The following is a 16085-nucleotide window of genomic DNA, read 5'->3' as shown; positions in this document are numbered from 1 at the left end:
GTGATGGCCGCGTTCTGCGGGGTGCCTGGACCACACACGGTACCCACTTCCTATGAATTTGACAAGAGCACTTCCGGCATCCTTCCGAGGGGCAGAGACACCGCGGAAACCGGCCGACTTTCTCATTTGACAAATCCGAGATTCTGCACATGGGTGGGGATAACCCTGAACCTTCAACCGGCACTTGAGGTCGGATATCTATCCACAGACTGTGGGAAAGAAAAAGCCTGGCCAGATGCCTTTTATTGGGGCTGCTTTTGTGAGATTCCACGCATTGTCCACAGGCTCTCTGCACAGGGTGTGCGGCGTTTCGCGCAGATTCTCCACATAGTTATCCACAGGCTGGTTTGCGTGTGTCCGACCCCCTCCATAACGTGTGCGAGGGCCTTCCAGCGGGCCCGGAAGAGGGGCGTGCATGTCGATCGCGGATCTGTCGGACGACCGAATCGGCGGATCCCGCGGTCCGGAACGCACCCCGCCGCACGACATGCTCGCCGAGCAGAGCACCCTGGGCGGAATGCTCCTGTCGGGAGACGCGGTCGCCGATGTCATCGAGGCGCTTCGTGGAACCGACTTCTACGTGCCCAAGCACGAGCTGATCTTCGAAGCCGTCCTCTCGCTCTACTCCCACGGTGAGCCGACCGACGTCGTCGCCGTCACCGATGAGCTGATCAAGACCGGCGATCTGCAGCGCGCCGGCGGTGCCGACTACCTGCACTCCCTCACCTCGATCGTCCCGACGGCCGCCAACGCCGCGTACTACGCCTCGATCGTCCGGGAGCGAGCGCTGCTGCGTCGCCTCGTCGAAGCCGGCACCCGCATCGTGCAGATGGGCTACAACGGCCAGGGCGAGGCCCTCGACCTCGTCAACAACGCTCAGGCCGAGATCTACTCCGTGACCGGGCAGGAGCAGTCCGAGGATTACGTTCCCCTCCAGGTCGCCGTCGACGCCGCCGTCGAGGAGATCGAAGCCGCCCGCGGGCGCGACGGTCAGATGACCGGCATCCCGACCGGCTTCGCCGCCCTCGATCAGCTCACCAACGGCCTGCACGGCGGGCAGATGGTCGTCGTCGCCGCGCGTCCCGCCATGGGTAAGTCGACGCTCGCGCTCGACTTCGCCCGCGCGGCCGCCATCAAGCACAACCGGCCGACCGTCTTCTTCTCGCTCGAGATGGGCCGCAGCGAGATCGCCATGCGCCTCATGAGCGCCGAGGGTGCCGTGCCGCTGCAGAGCATGCGAAAGGGCATGCTCGACAGCCGCGACTGGACGACGATCGCGTCGACCCGCGGGCGGATCAACGATGCGCCGCTGTACATCGACGACAGCCCGAACATGACGCTCGTCGAGATCCGCGCGAAGTGCCGCAAGCTCAAGCAGCGCGTCGGGCTCGAGATGGTCGTCATCGACTACCTCCAGCTCATGACGAGCGGTAAGCGCGTCGAGTCGCGCCAGCAGGAGGTCTCGGAGTTCTCGCGTGCGCTGAAGCTGCTCGCGAAGGAGCTGCAGGTCCCCGTCATCGCCCTGTCGCAGCTGAACCGTGGTGCCGAGCAGCGCGCCGACAAGAAGCCCGCGATCAGCGACCTGCGTGAATCAGGCTCGATCGAGCAGGACGCCGACATCGTCATCCTGCTGCACCGCGAGGCCGCCTACGAGAAGGACAGCCCCCGCGCCGGCGAAGCCGACCTCATCGTCGCCAAGCACCGAAACGGCCCGACCGACACGGTCGTCGTCGCGTTCCAGGGCCACTTCTCGCGCTTCACCGACATGGCCGTCGGGATGGACTGAGCCGACAGGTTCGCCTCGCCCGGCGATGCGTGCCTCAGCCGCGAACAAATACACACGACAAGCGCGTGGACGAACGAGCGGATGCCGGACAGGTACGGAGTGAGACCACGTCACTCCTGGAGGCATCATGACCCCTGATCCACTCGACACCATCCTCGAGCGCTCCGCACCCGCGACGAGGGCGGCTGACGCCGGCGATCTGCGGGCCATGATGGACGCGGCCCGTACCGAGGCGCGTCCGCGTCGGCATCGACGCGTCGGCATCGTTTCCGGCGCTCTCGCGCTCGCTCTCGCCGGGGGAGCGAGCTTCGCGGCGGCCTCCTCGTCGTGGGACTGGAACGCCGGGATGAACCCGAACCGCAGTCACACCTACACCTCGCCGACGTGGGGCGAGTGCGAGCTGAGGGTGGGCAACATCGTCGCGGCGAACCCGCTCCGCCAGTTCGAGCTCGATCGTGCCATCGACGACTGGTTCGCGACGGCAGACGTCGCCGCGGAGGTCGAGCCCTACATCGCCGGTCACCTCGCCGTGCTCGAGGGTGATCAGTCGGACGCAACGGATCCGCGCTCAGCCGACGCCTACTACTGGGTGGCCGTCGATGAAGCGCTCGGGGATGCGATGTCCGCAGGCCTCAGCGAGCGAGGATTCGACAACGCGAGCATCAGCACCGGCAGTGGTCAGGTGCACTGCGAGGGCGAGCAGTGGGAGTGACTCGCGCACTCGACGCGGCGCTGGCCGCGGCATCCCCCTCTCTCCTCGCCTACCTCCAGCGACGCGTCGGGTTCGACGACGCTCCGGACCTGCTCGGCGAGACGATGGTCGCGGCCTGGCGCCGGGTGGGGGACCTGCCGAGCGATCCGGAACGGGCGCGCATGTGGCTGTTCGGGATCGCCCGCGGAACACTGCTGAACCACGCCCGCGGCGAGCGGCGACGGTGGGCGCTCGCCAACAGGATCCGCCGGTCGACGGCGGCCGAGGCGACATCCCGCGCGGCCGATGACGGCGCCGAAGTGCGGGACGCGATCGCGCGACTCGACCCGGACCGGGCCGAGCTCGTCAGATTGCTGCACTGGGACGGTTTCACCCTCGTCGAAGCGGCCGAGCTTCTCGGCATCCCGTCGTCCACCGCCCGCAGTCGGTACGCGAAAGCCAAGGAGGAACTGCGAGCCTCGCTCGGCGCGATGAGTGAGGCGCCACGCTGACGCACGAACTCGCAGGGGGACGACCAGGAAAACGGAATACGCGGGGGGTCGACGCGCTTATGGTTGACCAAACACAACTTCTTCCGGCGGTCACCGCCGGCCCCCGTCGCGTGAGACCCGCCGCGCGGCATCCCCATCGGCCTTCACCCCTCCGAGGAACCGTGACCACTGCTGCCGTGTCGAGCCCGACCACCCGAAGCACCCCGGTGATGACCCACCGCCAGATCCTGTTCGTCATCTTCGGGCTCATGGCGGGCATGTTCCTCTCCGCGCTCGATCAGACCGTCGTCGGCACCGCGATCCGCACGATCGGCGACGACCTCAACGGCCTCAGCCAGCAGGCATGGGTGACGACCGCGTACCTGATCGTGTCGACGATCTCGACGCCGATCTACGGCAAGCTCTCCGACATCTTCGGGCGCCGCCCCCTCTTCATCATCGCCATCGCGATCTTCATCGTCGGCTCGGTCGCCGCCAGCTTCGCGACCTCGATGATCGAGCTCTCGGCCTTCCGAGCCATCCAGGGTCTCGGTGCGGGTGGTCTGATGTCGATGCCGCTGGCGATCATGGGCGACATCCTCGCCCCCCGCGAGCGCGCCAAGTATCAGGGCTACTTCCTCGCCGTCTTCGGCATCTCGTCGGTGATCGGCCCGCTCGTCGGCGGCCTGTTCGCCGGCTCGGGTGAGATCCTCTTCATCGCCGGCTGGCGCTGGGTCTTCCTGATCAACGTGCCGATCGGCCTCGTCGCTCTGGCCGTCGTCCTGCGGTTCCTGCACATCCCGCGGCACCCGCACGGCGCGGTGCGCATCGACTGGTTCGGTGCGGCCGCGGTCATCATCGCGCTCGTTCCGCTGCTGCTCATCGCCGAGCAGGGCCGCGAGTGGGGCTGGACCTCGCCCATCGCCATCGCCTGCTACGTCATCGGCGCGATCGGCATCGTCGCTTTCATCCTCATCGAGCGCGGCATGAAGGACGACGCGCTCATCCCGCTGAAGCTCTTCCGGTCGTCGACGTTCTCGATGGCGACCGTCATCGGCGTCTTCGTCGGCTTCGCGATGTTCGGCGCGATGCTCACGCTGCCGCTCTACCTGCAGCTCGTGCTCGGCTCGACGCCCACCGAGAGCGGCATCCAGCTGCTCCCGATGATCCTGGGGCTCATGATCTCGTCGATCGTCAGCGGTCAGATCATCGCGCGCACGGGTCACTACCGGATCTTCCCGACCATCGGCACCGCCTTCATGGTGCTGGGCTTCTTCACGCTGACCTTCGTGCGGTACGACTCGTCGTACTGGCACCTCGCCGGCGCGATGCTCCTCATCGGTCTCGGCCTCGGTCAACTCATGCAGACCCTCACGATCGCGTCGCAGAACTCCGTCGGCCCGCGCGACATCGGCGTGGCCACCTCGGGGTCGACCTTCTTCCGTCAGATCGGTGGCACGCTCGGCACGGCCGTGCTGCTGTCGCTGCTCTTCACGCTCGTGCCGCTGAATCTGCAGACCAACTTCAAGGACCAGGGCACTCTCGCCGACGCGTTGGATGCGGCCCTCGACCCGACGGTCGCCAGCGCACCGGCCAACGCCGGCATCATGTCGAAGGTCTACGACCCGTTCGTGGCGCAGCTCTCCGACGGGACCCTCGACGGTGCGCAGAAGGGTGTCGACGAGGCGAAGGCCGCGGCAGCCGACGCGGTCGCCCAGCAGGTCGCATCCGGTGCGATCCCCGCCGCCGCTCAGCAGCAGGCCACCGCCGACGCCGAGCAGCAGGCCGTCGCGCAGGCGGGGGCGAAGATCACTGAGCAGCTGCCCGTCGCGACGGTCGCGGCCGACGGCACGGTCACTCTCGACTTCACGGATGCCGCGGCCCGCCGCGCGTTCGTCGACCAGGCGGTCCCGAAGATCATCGACGGGATGTCGGGCTCGTCGGGTTCATCGTTCGACGACAGCACGATGGACGACACCTCGTTCCTCAACGGTGCGGACCCGCGCCTGACGAAGCCGCTCCTGGTGTCGTTCAACCAGTCGACGGTGAGCGTGTACTGGGTGGCGATGGGCGTCGCCCTGATCGCCTTCGTCCTCACCCTGTTCTTCCGCACTCCGCCGCTGCGCCAGAAGTCCGCTCTGCAGGAGTCCGCCGACGCCGAGCGTCAGCCCGAGCCGATCGCGCTCGGCTGAGACTCGACGCTCGGAGAGGTTCGCTCGAAGGCGGGTCACCGCGCACTCGGTAGCGCCATGATGGATCGATGGGATCGGGTGAGGGGCCGCGCTGGAACCACAACATCCACCTGCACAGGGTGGTCATGGGCGCCATCCCGCCCCGGGCGAAGTCGGCCCTCGACGTCGGTGCCGGGGATGGGATGCTCTCAGCAGAACTGCGGCGCGCGCTGCCCGACGTCGTGGGAATCGACGTCGATGGCACGGTGCTCGCTCGCGCCGCCGCCGATCACCCTGGCATCCGCTGGATCCACGGAGACGTCATGACGCATGAGTTCGGTCGAACCTTCGACGTCGTCGCCGCCCTCGCCACCGTCCACCACCTGCCGGACCTTCGAGCGGCGCTGGGCCGACTCGCCGAGCTCACCTCACCCGGTGGCGCGCTGGTGATCGTCGGCCTCGCTCGCCCGACGACCACGTGGGACCACCTGCTGTCGGTCGTGGGCGTCATCCAGCACCGATGGATGGTCTCGAAGCGAGGACTCTGGGAGCACACCGCCCGTACCACCGTGCCTGCGGAGTCGTATCGGCAGGTGCGTCGCGTCGCGAGGGACGTCCTGCCGGGCGTCCGCTGGCGTCGGCACGCCCTGTGGCGTTACTCGCTGATCTGGCGCCGGGACGCACAGTGAGCGAACCGCGCGCGCCCATGTCTCGCACCCCGTCGCCGGCGGCGCAGATCGTGATCGTGGTCGTCGCGGTGGGCGTCGGAGTCCCGGTCGGGATCGGTGCGTGGATCGGCGGCATCCTTCTCGCTGAGAACCTCGGGGTGCGGATCTCGCCGGAGCAGGTGTTCGCGTGGATCATCGCGGCTGTCGTCGGTGTCGTCCTCTGGCCCCTCTCGCTTCGGGCTGCACGGTGGGGGTTCTCGAAGGCGACCGGCGCCGCTCCCGTGGCTGCGGCAGCGTCGCGAGGCGAACGAGCCTTCCGTGTGCTCGTCGTCATCGTCGGCGCCGTCGCACTCGTGGCCCTGTGCGGCCCGCGCGAGACGGCGAGCACGGTCGCCACGGCATGGGAGGCCCTCGCGATCGGCCGGCGCGAGAGCGGTCTCGTGATCCAGCTCGCCAGCCTCGTCTTGGTCGCGATCCTCGCCACGCCTGTCGTGTTCTTCACCCACCGCGCGGCGAAGACGCTGTCGCCGGACGATCCGCGCCGGCACATGCTGCGGGAACGCGAAGCGTGGACCCTCGCCGCCGCCACCGCATGGACGGTCTCACTCGGCCTCGGCCTCGTCCTGGCCATCGCTATCCTGTTGTGGCTCTGACGGGCGGACACCAATGAAGGAGACCCCATGCGAGACCTCGTCTACTACGTCGCTGTGAGCATCGACGGCTGTATCGCGGATTCCCGCGGCGGGTACGACGCCTTCCTCATCGAGGGCGACCACAACGCCGTCATCTTCGGCGAGTACGCCGATGCGCTGCCCGGGCACGTGCAGCGAGCGGTCGGCATCCAGTCCACGAACACGACGTTCGACACGGTGATCATGGGGTGGAACACCCTGATTCCCGCACTGGATGCCGGGATCACGAGCCCGTACCCGCACCTCCGGCAGGTTGTCGCCAGCCGTCGGGAGCGCGAGGTCGATGCGGCCGTCGCCCTCACGAACGATCCGGTGGCCACCGTCCGCGCGCTGAAGCAGGAGGACGGCGCGGACATCTGGCTGTGCGGTGGAGGGGAGCTCGCCGGGGCGTTGCTGCCTGAGATCGACCGGCTCGTGCTGAAGCGCCATCCGGTGGCGCTGGGCTCCGGCATCCGGTTGTTCGGCGAGGCCGCCCCGGCGGAGTATCCCTTCACGCGGACGCGCGTGCGCGAGTTCGGCTCGGGTGTCGCGATCGAGGAATACGCGCGCCGCGACGGCTGAGCGACGTTCCGGGGACGCAACATGACGCGTGCGGATGCCGGGGGCGACACATCGCGTCCTCGGAACCCGTCGGCTACGTCCCGCGTTTGACCCCGCGCGGCCGCCAGCGCCACCACGTGAAGTGGTGGTCGCCCTGCTCCACGTCGAAGACGCGCCCGCAGATCGTGCACTCGCATTCGTAGGTCATCGACCAGCCGGGTTCGCTCGTCGAGACGATCCGGACGTGCCCTTCGTTCTGTTCGCGCTCGGGATCCCAGTGAAGTGGCCCTGGGTAGTCCTCGCACCAGCACAGGCCCTGCCCGCGGTGCTCGAGCTTCGTGAGCGCGAAGTCGACGTTCGCCGAATTGGGTCGGATCAACCCGCCCAGATCGAGCTTCTCCGTCGCCCTGCGGATGCGGGCGGCATGCGGCACGAGCGGGTCCACGAGGTCGGGGATCGCGACTGCCGAGCACCTCCCACGTCGCGTGGAGAACGCGGTCGGTCTCGCCGGAGAGGAAGTCCTCGAGCAGGGTCATGCGGGATGCCTCCGGAGCAGCTTCTCGGTCACCATCATCGCTCCGCCGAGCACGGCCGGGATGCCGCCGCCGGGGTGCACGGAGGCGCCGACTCGCCACAGCCACGGCCGGCGGAGATCGTGGTGCGCAGGGCGGTGGAACGGTCCGCTCATCCACAGCGGACGGGCGGCGCCGTAGAGGGCGCCGTGGCGCTCGCCGAAGGTGCCGAAGTACGCCGGGTCGAGGACCGCGGCATCCGTCATCGCATCGGTGAGGAGGCCGTCGAGCCCCATCGTGCGGGAGATGCGTTCGACCTCGCGCCGCACGAACGGGTGCTCGAGGCTGTACCCCGACCCGTCGGCCGGGGCGGTCAGCAGGACGGCGAGCGTGCTGCGGTCGTTCGGGTAGACCTGGCCGGCGCGGTAGAGGTTGACGAACGCCATCGTGTCGGCGGGCTCGTCGCCCGCGGCGAGGCTGCGGTGCAGGGCATCCGGCTTGGACGGCAGGATGACGCTGTGCGCCGCTATCCGCTCGGGCAGGGGCTCGCGGAGCGTGCCGTAGATCGCGACGGCCGAGCACGACAGGGCGCCCGGTGCGCGCCGCCGCCTACCGACCAGGTCATTCACCCGGTCCGCGTCGAACGCGCTCACGACGATGTCGGCCGCGAACGACCCGCTCGCCGTGGTGACCCGCCCGCGCTCGATGCGCGACACGGACTGACCCGTGCGGATGTCGACACCCGCGGCATCCGCCATGCGCTCCAGCGCGAGCGGGATCTCGTAGACGCCGCCGCGGGGGACCCACACACCGGATGCCGCCATCACGGCCGGCATGCTCGCGTAGAGCGCAGGCGTCCGCTCGGGCGGGACGCCGGCGTTGAGTGTGTGGATGGCGATGATCTCGCGGAGGCCGTCGGGCATCCACGTCAGGCTGTCGAGGTATGCCCGCGTGCTCAGCCGCGGCCCGTACACGGCGAGCAGTCGCCGCAGCGCGGGCAGTGAGCGCCGGTCGAGCGGGTCAGCGACGAGAAGCGCGGTCACGTCGTCGGCGAGGGGAGCGTGCTCGTCGCTGAACCGCTTCCACGCCGGGTACCAGCGGTGCTCGGGCGGCACGGGGAGGGTGACCTCCTCGCCCTCGTAGTAGTAGCGGCCGACCTCGGGCAGCCGCTCCAGCTCGAGGGCGCCGGGGTCCGTGCCGAGGCGGGCGCACAGCTCCTGCCACACGCCGGGGAACGTCACGAGCGAGGGGCCGGAGTCGATGCGCTCGCCGTCGACCTCGAGCCGCCTACTCTTACCGCCGACCGTCACGGCCCGCTCGAGCAGGGTCACGTCGTGTCCGGCGCGGGCCAGCAGAGCGGATGCCGCCAGCCCCCCGAGTCCTGCGCCGATGACGACGATGCGGCTCATCCGTACACCTCGAAGAACATCTTCGTCAGCTGCAGTCCGCTCGCGACCGAACCGGCGACATAGGGGAACGCGATCGACACCGGGTACAGGCGACGCCCGGTCGCGGGGGTCGGACGCACCAGCATCCATCCGACGAGGACGCCCGCGATCGCGAGGTTGACCGCTGCGACGTGGATGCTCACGAGCGCGAACAGGACGGTGGAGGCGAGCCACCAGCATCCGCTCCACACCGCGGTGCCGCGCGGGCCGAGGAGGACGGCGGTCGTCCGGATGCCGGCCTCACGGTCCTCGTCGATGTCCTGCACCGCGTCGTAGGCGTGCTTCGCGACGCTCCAGGCGAGGAGTCCGATGACGGCGGGCCACAGCGGCGGCTCGCCGAGCGCGACCGGGACGATCAGCAGGGGCAGGCCGTAGGCGGCGTTGCTGAGGGAATCGAGGAACGGCCGCTGCTTGAACCGCAGCGGCGGCGCCGAGTAGAAGACGAAGACGAGCGTGTAGAGGAGGATCAGCAGGCCGGCCGCGGGCGGGTAAGCGATGAGGAACCAGACGAGGAACGGCACGTTCGTGATCGCGACCGCCCAGACGATCAGCCGCACCTCGCGCGGCTCGATCCGGGCGCCCTCGATCGAGCCCTTCCGCGCGTTCAGCGCGTCGGTCTCCTGGTCGAAGATGTCGTTCACGCCGTAGATCAGCAGGTTGAACGGCAGCGTGAGCCACAGCAGGAGCGGGATCGCCGCGGCATCCAGCAACTGACCCGTGAGCCACATGCCCAGCACGCCGGTGCCGATCGTGTTGATCCAGAGGACCGGGCGCGAGATGTGGACCAGGCGGCCGAGCGTCGACCACGCCGAGACGCGAGGAGCCGGAGCGGGCTGATGGTCGATGGCGGGACTCCTCGGGTGGCGACGGCGCGGACGACCGTGTCCCGCGATTGTATGCGGCGACGACGAACCCCCGGCCGCTCTTGCGCGGGGGGTGCGGATTAGGAGCGCGTGGTTGCCAACCAGGGGGCGAGGATGTCGCGGGCCGTCGTCCAGGTCTGGCGTCCGTAGCGGTCGTTGTCGACGTGGCGCAGCGCGGCCTCGCCGCTGAACATGCTCACGAAGTACTGCATGCCCTGCCAGGCGGGGAACGTCTCGCCGGGGTTGCGCGAGAGGCGTCGCCCCACTGCGGCCATGGCCGACAGTGTCCCCGTCGTGCCCGCCCACTGCAGCCTGAATGTGTCGCCGCTGACCTCGGTCGCGAGTCCCGCCACCTGGCGAGCGGTGATCCGGTCGCCGGCGACCTCGACCACACGCGGGGCGTCGGCGTCGAGGGCGACCAGCGCGACGGTCCGGGCGGTGTCGTCCTTCGTCGTCACGTCGAGCACCTGGTCCGCCGACGACCAGTAGAGGACGCGCTTGCGGTCGCGGAGGATCAGCGGCGCCTGGCCGGCGAGCAGTTCGGTGAACATGCCTCCCAGCACAGACGTCGCCTGGATCGGGGCCGCGTCGAGGTCGGCGGCGAACTCGCGGCGCAGCTCGAGGTTGCGGTTCGTCCCCGGGGTGAGCCGACGGTAGTCGGCGGAGTAGTCCGACGGCAGGAAGCGCGGCACGCCCGCCGCGACGGCCGCGGCGAGCAGCGCGCGCTGCGCGTCGATGATCACGGGGCGGAGGCCGCTGACCGCCGAGACGACGACGTCGGCACCGGATGCCGCGGCCATGAGCGCATCGTGGTCCGCGTAGTCGGCGGTCACGATCTCGACCCGCGGGTCGTCGCCGAAGCGCTCGGCCGCGGTCGAGCTGCCCGGACGGGTCAGCACCCGGAGCCGGACGTCGTGGTGGAGGAGCTCGCGGGAGATGCGGCTGCCGAGGTCGCCGGTTGCGCCGGCGACGAGAACGGTGGTGGTCACGTGGTCATCCTGCGGGTGACCACGTGTTCCGGGCGAGGGGTTGCGTTCCGCTCGCCTCAGCCGGCCGGCTCGTCGAGCGCGATGCGCGCGCGGCGCGCGACATCGAGGATGCGGCCGACGTTCTCGACGGCGACCCCGGGCTCGTCGTCGCCGAGGTGCTCGAGGGTCGCGAGCTGCGAAGCGAGGAGCGCCGGCGGCATGAAGTGCTGACGCGAACGCATCCGGCGGTCCAGCTCCTCGGGCGACACGACGAGTTCGACGAAGCGAACGTCAGGCGCGGCGGCGCGGATCCGGTCGCGGTAGCGGCGGGCCAATGCGGAGCACGCGACGACGAGACCGGGCGCCTCGGCGAGGGTCTGTCCGACGATGTCGAGCCAGGGCGCGCGATCCTCGTCGTCGAGGGGGTGGCCCGCTTCCATCTTCTCGACATTGGCCTGCGGGTGCAGATCGTCGGCGTCGACGAAGTCCACGCCGAGATCGACGGCGAGAGCGGCTCCGACGGCGGTCTTGCCCGACCCGCTCGGGCCCATGACGACAATGCGGGGTGCGGTGCTCACGACGCCACCTCCACGTCGGTCAGGGTCACGACGACTTTGCTGCTCTCGGCGGAGCGCCGTGCGGTCTCGAACGCGTCGACGGCCGCGTCGGGGCGGAACTCGTGTGTGATGACGGCCTCGATCTCGGGACGACGCCGCAGGACCTCGATCGCCTCGTCGATCTCGTCGAGGAAGCGGAACGCGCCGGTGAGTGTGGCTTCTTTCGAGATGAGCGGGGCGATGTTCACGCCGACCGGCTGGTTGGGCAGCATCCCGATCTGCACGACGGTTCCGCGGCGGCGGACGGCGGCGATCGCCGACGACACGGCGGGTGCGGCTCCCGAGCACTCGAGGACGACGTCGTAGACGTCGGAGGGCACCTCGCCCTCACCCACCCGCCAGACGCCGTCGACGCCGAGCGCGCGTGCCCGCTCGAGCGGCTCGGGCAGCAGGTCGGTGATCTCGACGCTCGCCGCTCCCGCCTCCTGTGCAGCGACGACGGCGAGCAGTCCGATCGGACCCGCACCGCAGACGAGCACGCGCGCGCCGGCGAGGGAGCCGGCTCGGCCCGCGCCGTGAATGGCGACGGCCAGGGGCTCGGCGAGGACGGCGCGGCGCACGGGCAGGTCCGAGGGCAGGGTCCGGATCATGCCGGCATCCACCACCAGGTAGTCGCTCATCGCGCCCTGCGTGTGCGGTGTCGTCGCGGCGCTGCCGAGGTAGCTGCCGCCGGGGCGCAGGTGCGGCTCGACGGGCGCCGACCCCTCGGGGCCGAACCGTGCGGGGTGGACCGTCACCGGCGTCCCCGCGGACAGCAGACCGGACGGGTCGAGGTCGACCCAGCCCGACAGCTCGTGCCCGGGGATGAGGGGCTCGGTGACGACGAACGCGCCGTTGGCGCCCTCGGAGTAGTAGTGCAGGTCGGATCCGCAGATCCCGACGTATCCCACCCGGATCCGGACCTGTCCCGCGTCCGGCTCGGGGACGGGATGGTCCGCGACGGTGAGGTCGAGCTTGCCGCCGATGACGACTGCGTCCATGTGTGTCTCTCCTCGGGTCAGACGACCGCGGTCATGCCGCCGTCGACGAACAGGTTCTGGCCGTTCACGAAGTCGCTCGCCGCCGAGGCGAGGAACACGAGCGGTCCGCGCAGCTCCGCGACGTCGCCCCAGCGTCCGGCCGGGGTGCGCTGGGCGACCCAGTCCGAGAAGTCCGCGTCCGCGACGAGCGCCGCGTTCATCTCGGTGGCGAAGTATCCCGGCGAGAGCGTGTTGACCTGGATGCCGTGGCGCGCCAGATCGGCTGCCATCCCCCGGCTGAGCTGGGCGATGCCGCCCTTGCTCGCCGCGTACGGCGCGATGGTCTGACGCCCGAGCAGCGACTGGACGGAGGCGATGTTGATGATCTTGCCCGAGCCGCGCGCGATCATCCCGGGGGCCACGAAGCGCGATACGTAGAACGCACTCGACAGGTTGCTCGAGATGACGGCATCCCAGTCCGCGACGGGGAACTCCGCGAAGGGCGCCCGCCGCTGGATGCCGGCGTTGTTGACGAGGATGTCGGGGGCGCCGACTCGCTCGACGAGGTCGCCGATCGCCTCCTCGACAGCCGCGGCATCCGTGACGTCGAACAGGGCTGCCTCGGGACGGATGCCGGTGCGCTCGGCGATCGCGGCGGCGCTCCGCTCGACGGCCTCGGCATCGCGGCCGTGGACGATGACGCGGGCGCCGGCCTCGGCGAGGCCCACGGCGAGGCTCTGGCCGAGCCCCCGCGATGATCCCGTAACGAGGGCCAGGCGGCCGGTGAGGTCGAAGACGTCAGACAAGGGACACCAGGCCGAAGATGCCGAGCACGATGAGGAAGCCTACGACCGACTCGAGGGCCTGCTGCACGGTCCAGGTCTTGAGGGTCGTCTTGACGTCCATGCCCATGAGGCGACCGACGAGCCAGAAACCGGAGTCGTTGACGTGACCCGCGAAGACGGAGCCGGCGGCGGTGGCGAGGACGATACATGCGACCTGCAGGGCGTTGAATCCACCCGACAGAACGGCGGGTGCGACGAGCCCCGCGGCCGTCACGAGGGCGACGGTCGCCGAACCCTGCGCCACGCGGAGGAGGAGCGCGATCAGGTAGGCGGCGAAGATGACCGGGACGCCGATCGAGGCGAGCGAATCCGACAGCGCATCACCGATGCCCGAGGCGCGCAGGACGCCACCGAACATGCCACCCGCGCCGGTGATGAGGACGACCGAGCAGATCGGTCCGAGCGAGGACTCGACGATCTTGTCGAGCGCGCTGCCGCCGACACCGCGGCGGGTGCCGAGGACGAACAGGGCGACGAGGACGGCGATCAGCAGGGCGACCTGGCTCGTGCCGATGAGGCCGAGCGCCTGCACCCAGACGGCGGTGCCGTCGACGGCTCCCGACGAGACGAGCGCCGCAGAACCGGTGTTGAGGAGGATCAGGACCAGCGGGATCGCGATGACGCCGATGACGGTGCCGGCCTTGGGCGGGTTCGTGGGTTCGACGTCCTCGCCGAACAGACGGGGGATGGCGAGCGGGATGCGGCGGTCGATGAAGCGCGCCCAGAGGTACCCGCTGAGGTACCAGGTGGGGATCGCGACGACGAGACCGATGAGCAGGACGAGGCCGAGGTTCGCCCCGAAGGTCTCGCTCGCGGTGATGGGGCCGGGGTGCGGCGGCACGAAGACGTGCATGACCGAGAACGCGGCGGCGGCTGAGATGCCGTAGAGCAGCATGTGCTTGCCGCCGATGCGGCGCGCCACGGCGAAGATGATCGGCAGCATGACGACGAGGCCGGCGTCGAAGAACATCGGGAAGCCCATGAGGAGCGAGGCGACGCTCAGCGCGATGGCGGCGCGCTTCTCACCGAAGATCGAGACCATCTTCTCGGCCAGCACGCGGGCGCCGCCCGAGCTCTCGATGAGCGCGCCGAGCATCGCTCCGAAGCCGACGAGAAGTGCGACCGTGCCGACGGTCGAGCTGAAGCTGTCGATCAGCACCTTGCCGATGCTGCCGACGGGGATGCCGGTGGCCAGTGCCGTCAGCAGCGAGACCAGTACGAGCACGATGAACGCGTGCATGCGGACCTTGATGATGAGCAGCAGGATCAGGGCGACCGCTCCGGCCGCGATCAGAAGGAGCGGTAGCGCTCCGAGTGTTTGCGTCCACTCGTCCATGGGTGTGTTCTCCAGTGAATCGTCCCGGTGCCGGGGCCATTCCCGGCAGCGAGCCCACGGTGCCACATAAGTACTACCTTTCGCAAGCGAATGATCGTACTTTTCGCGGTAGCGTGAGCATCGCTACGAAGGACACCGATGCCCACGCCTGCCACCACCGCATCCCACGCTCACATCGTCGAGACCCTCGGCCGGAGGATCGTCGGTGGTGAGTTGCCGCCCGGAACCGGGCTGACCCTCGCCGGTCTCGAAGAGTCGTTCACCGCGTCGCGGACGGTCGTGCGCGAAGCGGTCCGGGTCCTCGAGGCGCACGGGCTGCTCACCTCGCGTCGCCGTGTCGGGCTCGTCGTCCGGCCTCAGGCGGAGTGGGACATCTTGAACGCGGACATCATCGAGTGGTCGCTCGACAGCCCCCGACGGCGCGACGTGCTGATCGAACTGACCGACCTGCGCGTCGCCGTCGAACCCGTCGCGGCCCGGTTGGCCGCGGAACGGGCGGGGGATGCCGAGCGCGACGAGCTCGTGCGGTGGGCGACGCTGCTCAGCGACCTCGGGAATCAGGGTCTCGGCGACTCGGACGAGTACCTCGACGCCGACATCGCCTACCACCGGCTTCTGCTGAGAGCCTCGGGCAACGCCCTGTTCGAGAAGCTCGGCGACCCCATCGCCGAGATCCTGCGCGGCCGATCGGTGCGAGGGCTGACGCCCGGGATGCCGCGGGTCGGCACCCTCGAGGCCCACCTCGCGACGGCTCGGGCGATCCACGACGGGCGCGGTGCCGACGCGGAGGCCTCGGCCCGGGAGCACCTGACGCTCGTCTCCGGCGAGGTCGAGGAAGTCTGACCCGCGGGCCCTTGACGCAGATACCCTAGGGGGGTACCGTATCTGTCATGAACGGGTACGACGCGAACAAGGATGACCTGCAGAAGCGACTGCGCCGGGTCGAAGGCCAGGTGCGCGGCATCGCGCGCATGGTCGACGAGGACAAGTACTGCATCGACATCCTCACGCAGGTCTCCGCCGCGACGAAGGCGCTCGAGACCGTCGCGCTCTCGCTGCTGTCCGACCACCTGAGTCACTGCGTCGCCGAGGCGAGCGCCGAGGGCGGCCAGGTCGCCGCCGAGAAGATCCGCGAGGCGAACGACGCGATCGCGCGTCTCGTCCGCTCCTGAACCCTGGAGGACACACCATGACCGACCGCATCCAGCTCGGACTGACCGACGTCTCCGCATCCGGGGCGCCCGCCGCACCGGCATCCGCCGTCAACGAAGAACTGCTCGTCACCGGTATGACCTGCGCGCACTGCGTGGCGAGCGTCCGCGAGGAGCTCTCCGAGATCGACGGTGTCGAGGCCGTGTCCGTCGACCTCGTCGCCGGCGGCACCTCGCACGTCACCGTGCACAGCGCGACCCCCCTCGACGACGACGCTCTGACCGCCGCCATCGAGGAGGCCGGATACACCCGGGTGTCCGCGTGAGCACCGACGTCGAGCTCGACA

Annotated in this window: 18 protein-coding genes; 10 read left to right on the top strand and 8 right to left on the bottom strand. The window is 69.6% G+C overall.

Annotation, left to right across the window (positions count from 1 at the left end; all coding sequences use genetic code 11):
- The first annotated feature begins 415 nt into the window (after window positions 1–415).
- The 7 genes from dnaB to QE428_RS05050 all read left to right on the top strand — a co-directional run bounded on the left by dnaB (window position 416) and on the right by QE428_RS05050 (window position 7060).
- On the top strand, window positions 416–1786 hold the full coding sequence (dnaB, locus tag QE428_RS05080) for a replicative DNA helicase (RefSeq protein WP_065572052.1): 1371 nt from the start codon (window positions 416–418) through the stop codon (window positions 1784–1786).
- A 127-nt stretch (window positions 1787–1913) separates the two neighbouring features.
- Entirely contained in the window at window positions 1914–2498 is a 585-nt protein-coding gene (locus QE428_RS05075) for a hypothetical protein (RefSeq protein WP_307463755.1), read from the top strand.
- Complete coding sequence (locus tag QE428_RS05070) at window positions 2495–2989, top strand: RNA polymerase sigma factor (RefSeq protein WP_307463753.1); 495 nt, start codon at window positions 2495–2497, stop codon at window positions 2987–2989. The genes QE428_RS05075 and QE428_RS05070 overlap by 4 nt, the downstream gene beginning before the upstream one ends.
- A gap of 209 nt (window positions 2990–3198) precedes the next feature.
- Entirely contained in the window at window positions 3199–5160 is a 1962-nt protein-coding gene (locus tag QE428_RS05065) for an MDR family MFS transporter (RefSeq protein ID WP_307470645.1), read from the top strand.
- 68 nt (window positions 5161–5228) lie between these two features.
- Window positions 5229–5828, top strand: a complete 600-nt coding sequence (locus QE428_RS05060; protein ID WP_307463750.1) for a trans-aconitate 2-methyltransferase — start codon at window positions 5229–5231, stop codon at window positions 5826–5828.
- A 17-nt stretch (window positions 5829–5845) separates the two neighbouring features.
- Complete coding sequence (locus QE428_RS05055) at window positions 5846–6460, top strand: hypothetical protein (RefSeq protein WP_307463748.1); 615 nt, start codon at window positions 5846–5848, stop codon at window positions 6458–6460.
- Window positions 6461–6487: 27 nt separating this feature from the next.
- Window positions 6488–7060, top strand: a complete 573-nt coding sequence (locus QE428_RS05050; protein WP_307463746.1) for a dihydrofolate reductase family protein — start codon at window positions 6488–6490, stop codon at window positions 7058–7060.
- 73 nt (window positions 7061–7133) lie between these two features.
- Here QE428_RS05050 and QE428_RS05045 read toward each other — a convergent pair whose 3' ends face one another.
- From QE428_RS05045 to QE428_RS05010, 8 genes are all read right to left on the bottom strand, one after another.
- Window positions 7134–7484, bottom strand: a complete 351-nt coding sequence (locus QE428_RS05045; protein ID WP_307463744.1) for a hypothetical protein — start codon at window positions 7482–7484, stop codon at window positions 7134–7136.
- 87 nt (window positions 7485–7571) lie between these two features.
- Window positions 7572–8960 (bottom strand): NAD(P)/FAD-dependent oxidoreductase, encoded by a 1389-nt coding sequence (locus tag QE428_RS05040; RefSeq protein ID WP_307463741.1) that lies wholly within the window; start codon window positions 8958–8960, stop codon window positions 7572–7574.
- Window positions 8957–9844, bottom strand: coding sequence for a UbiA family prenyltransferase (locus QE428_RS05035; protein ID WP_307470642.1), 888 nt, complete (start codon window positions 9842–9844; stop codon window positions 8957–8959). Before QE428_RS05035 ends, QE428_RS05040 begins: the two co-directional genes overlap by 4 nt.
- Before the next feature lie 98 nt (window positions 9845–9942).
- Complete coding sequence (locus QE428_RS05030; RefSeq protein WP_307463738.1) at window positions 9943–10851, bottom strand: NmrA family NAD(P)-binding protein; 909 nt, start codon at window positions 10849–10851, stop codon at window positions 9943–9945.
- A gap of 56 nt (window positions 10852–10907) precedes the next feature.
- On the bottom strand, window positions 10908–11408 hold the full coding sequence (locus tag QE428_RS05025) for a gluconokinase (RefSeq protein WP_091357920.1): 501 nt from the start codon (window positions 11406–11408) through the stop codon (window positions 10908–10910).
- Complete coding sequence (locus tag QE428_RS05020) at window positions 11405–12427, bottom strand: zinc-binding dehydrogenase (RefSeq protein WP_307463735.1); 1023 nt, start codon at window positions 12425–12427, stop codon at window positions 11405–11407. Before QE428_RS05020 ends, QE428_RS05025 begins: the two co-directional genes overlap by 4 nt.
- A 17-nt stretch (window positions 12428–12444) precedes the next feature.
- Window positions 12445–13212, bottom strand: a complete 768-nt coding sequence (locus tag QE428_RS05015) for an SDR family oxidoreductase (protein WP_307463732.1) — start codon at window positions 13210–13212, stop codon at window positions 12445–12447.
- Window positions 13205–14587 (bottom strand): GntP family permease, encoded by a 1383-nt coding sequence (locus QE428_RS05010; RefSeq protein ID WP_133398959.1) that lies wholly within the window; start codon window positions 14585–14587, stop codon window positions 13205–13207. Before QE428_RS05010 ends, QE428_RS05015 begins: the two co-directional genes overlap by 8 nt.
- A gap of 138 nt (window positions 14588–14725) precedes the next feature.
- On the opposite strand from QE428_RS05010, the gene QE428_RS05005 reads away from it, so the two are divergent.
- Genes QE428_RS05005 through QE428_RS04995 form a run of 3 tightly spaced genes read left to right on the top strand, consistent with a single transcriptional unit; the run spans window position 14726 to window position 16064 of the window.
- On the top strand, window positions 14726–15430 hold the full coding sequence (locus QE428_RS05005) for a FadR/GntR family transcriptional regulator (protein ID WP_091357907.1): 705 nt from the start codon (window positions 14726–14728) through the stop codon (window positions 15428–15430).
- Window positions 15431–15477: 47 nt separating this feature from the next.
- Window positions 15478–15759 carry a metal-sensitive transcriptional regulator gene (locus QE428_RS05000; protein ID WP_091357904.1) on the top strand — a complete coding sequence of 94 codons (282 nt, stop codon included), beginning with the start codon at window positions 15478–15480 and terminating at the stop codon, window positions 15757–15759.
- A gap of 17 nt (window positions 15760–15776) precedes the next feature.
- Window positions 15777–16064 (top strand): heavy-metal-associated domain-containing protein, encoded by a 288-nt coding sequence (locus QE428_RS04995; protein ID WP_091357901.1) that lies wholly within the window; start codon window positions 15777–15779, stop codon window positions 16062–16064.
- The last annotated feature ends 21 nt before the right edge of the window (window positions 16065–16085 follow it).

This window comes from Microbacterium sp. SORGH_AS_0505 (genome assembly GCF_030818715.1).
Lineage (GTDB): Bacteria > Actinomycetota > Actinomycetes > Actinomycetales > Microbacteriaceae > Microbacterium.
The sequence above is the reverse complement of the archived record's forward strand: the minus strand, read 5'-3'. Positions and strand labels throughout refer to the sequence as shown.

Coding starts and splice junctions, on each gene's coding strand:
- dnaB (WP_065572052.1), top strand. CDS start 416: ATGTCGATCGCGGATCTGTCGGACGACCGAATCGGCGGATCCCGCGGT.
- QE428_RS05075 (WP_307463755.1), top strand. CDS start 1,914: ATGACCCCTGATCCACTCGACACCATCCTCGAGCGCTCCGCACCCGCG.
- QE428_RS05065 (WP_307470645.1), top strand. CDS start 3,199: ATGACCCACCGCCAGATCCTGTTCGTCATCTTCGGGCTCATGGCGGGC.
- QE428_RS05060 (WP_307463750.1), top strand. CDS start 5,229: ATGGGATCGGGTGAGGGGCCGCGCTGGAACCACAACATCCACCTGCAC.
- QE428_RS05055 (WP_307463748.1), top strand. CDS start 5,846: ATGTCTCGCACCCCGTCGCCGGCGGCGCAGATCGTGATCGTGGTCGTC.
- QE428_RS05050 (WP_307463746.1), top strand. CDS start 6,488: ATGCGAGACCTCGTCTACTACGTCGCTGTGAGCATCGACGGCTGTATC.
- QE428_RS05040 (WP_307463741.1), bottom strand. CDS start 8,960: ATGAGCCGCATCGTCGTCATCGGCGCAGGACTCGGGGGGCTGGCGGCA.
- QE428_RS05020 (WP_307463735.1), bottom strand. CDS start 12,427: ATGGACGCAGTCGTCATCGGCGGCAAGCTCGACCTCACCGTCGCGGAC.
- QE428_RS05010 (WP_133398959.1), bottom strand. CDS start 14,587: ATGGACGAGTGGACGCAAACACTCGGAGCGCTACCGCTCCTTCTGATC.
- QE428_RS05005 (WP_091357907.1), top strand. CDS start 14,726: ATGCCCACGCCTGCCACCACCGCATCCCACGCTCACATCGTCGAGACC.
- QE428_RS05000 (WP_091357904.1), top strand. CDS start 15,478: ATGAACGGGTACGACGCGAACAAGGATGACCTGCAGAAGCGACTGCGC.
- QE428_RS04995 (WP_091357901.1), top strand. CDS start 15,777: ATGACCGACCGCATCCAGCTCGGACTGACCGACGTCTCCGCATCCGGG.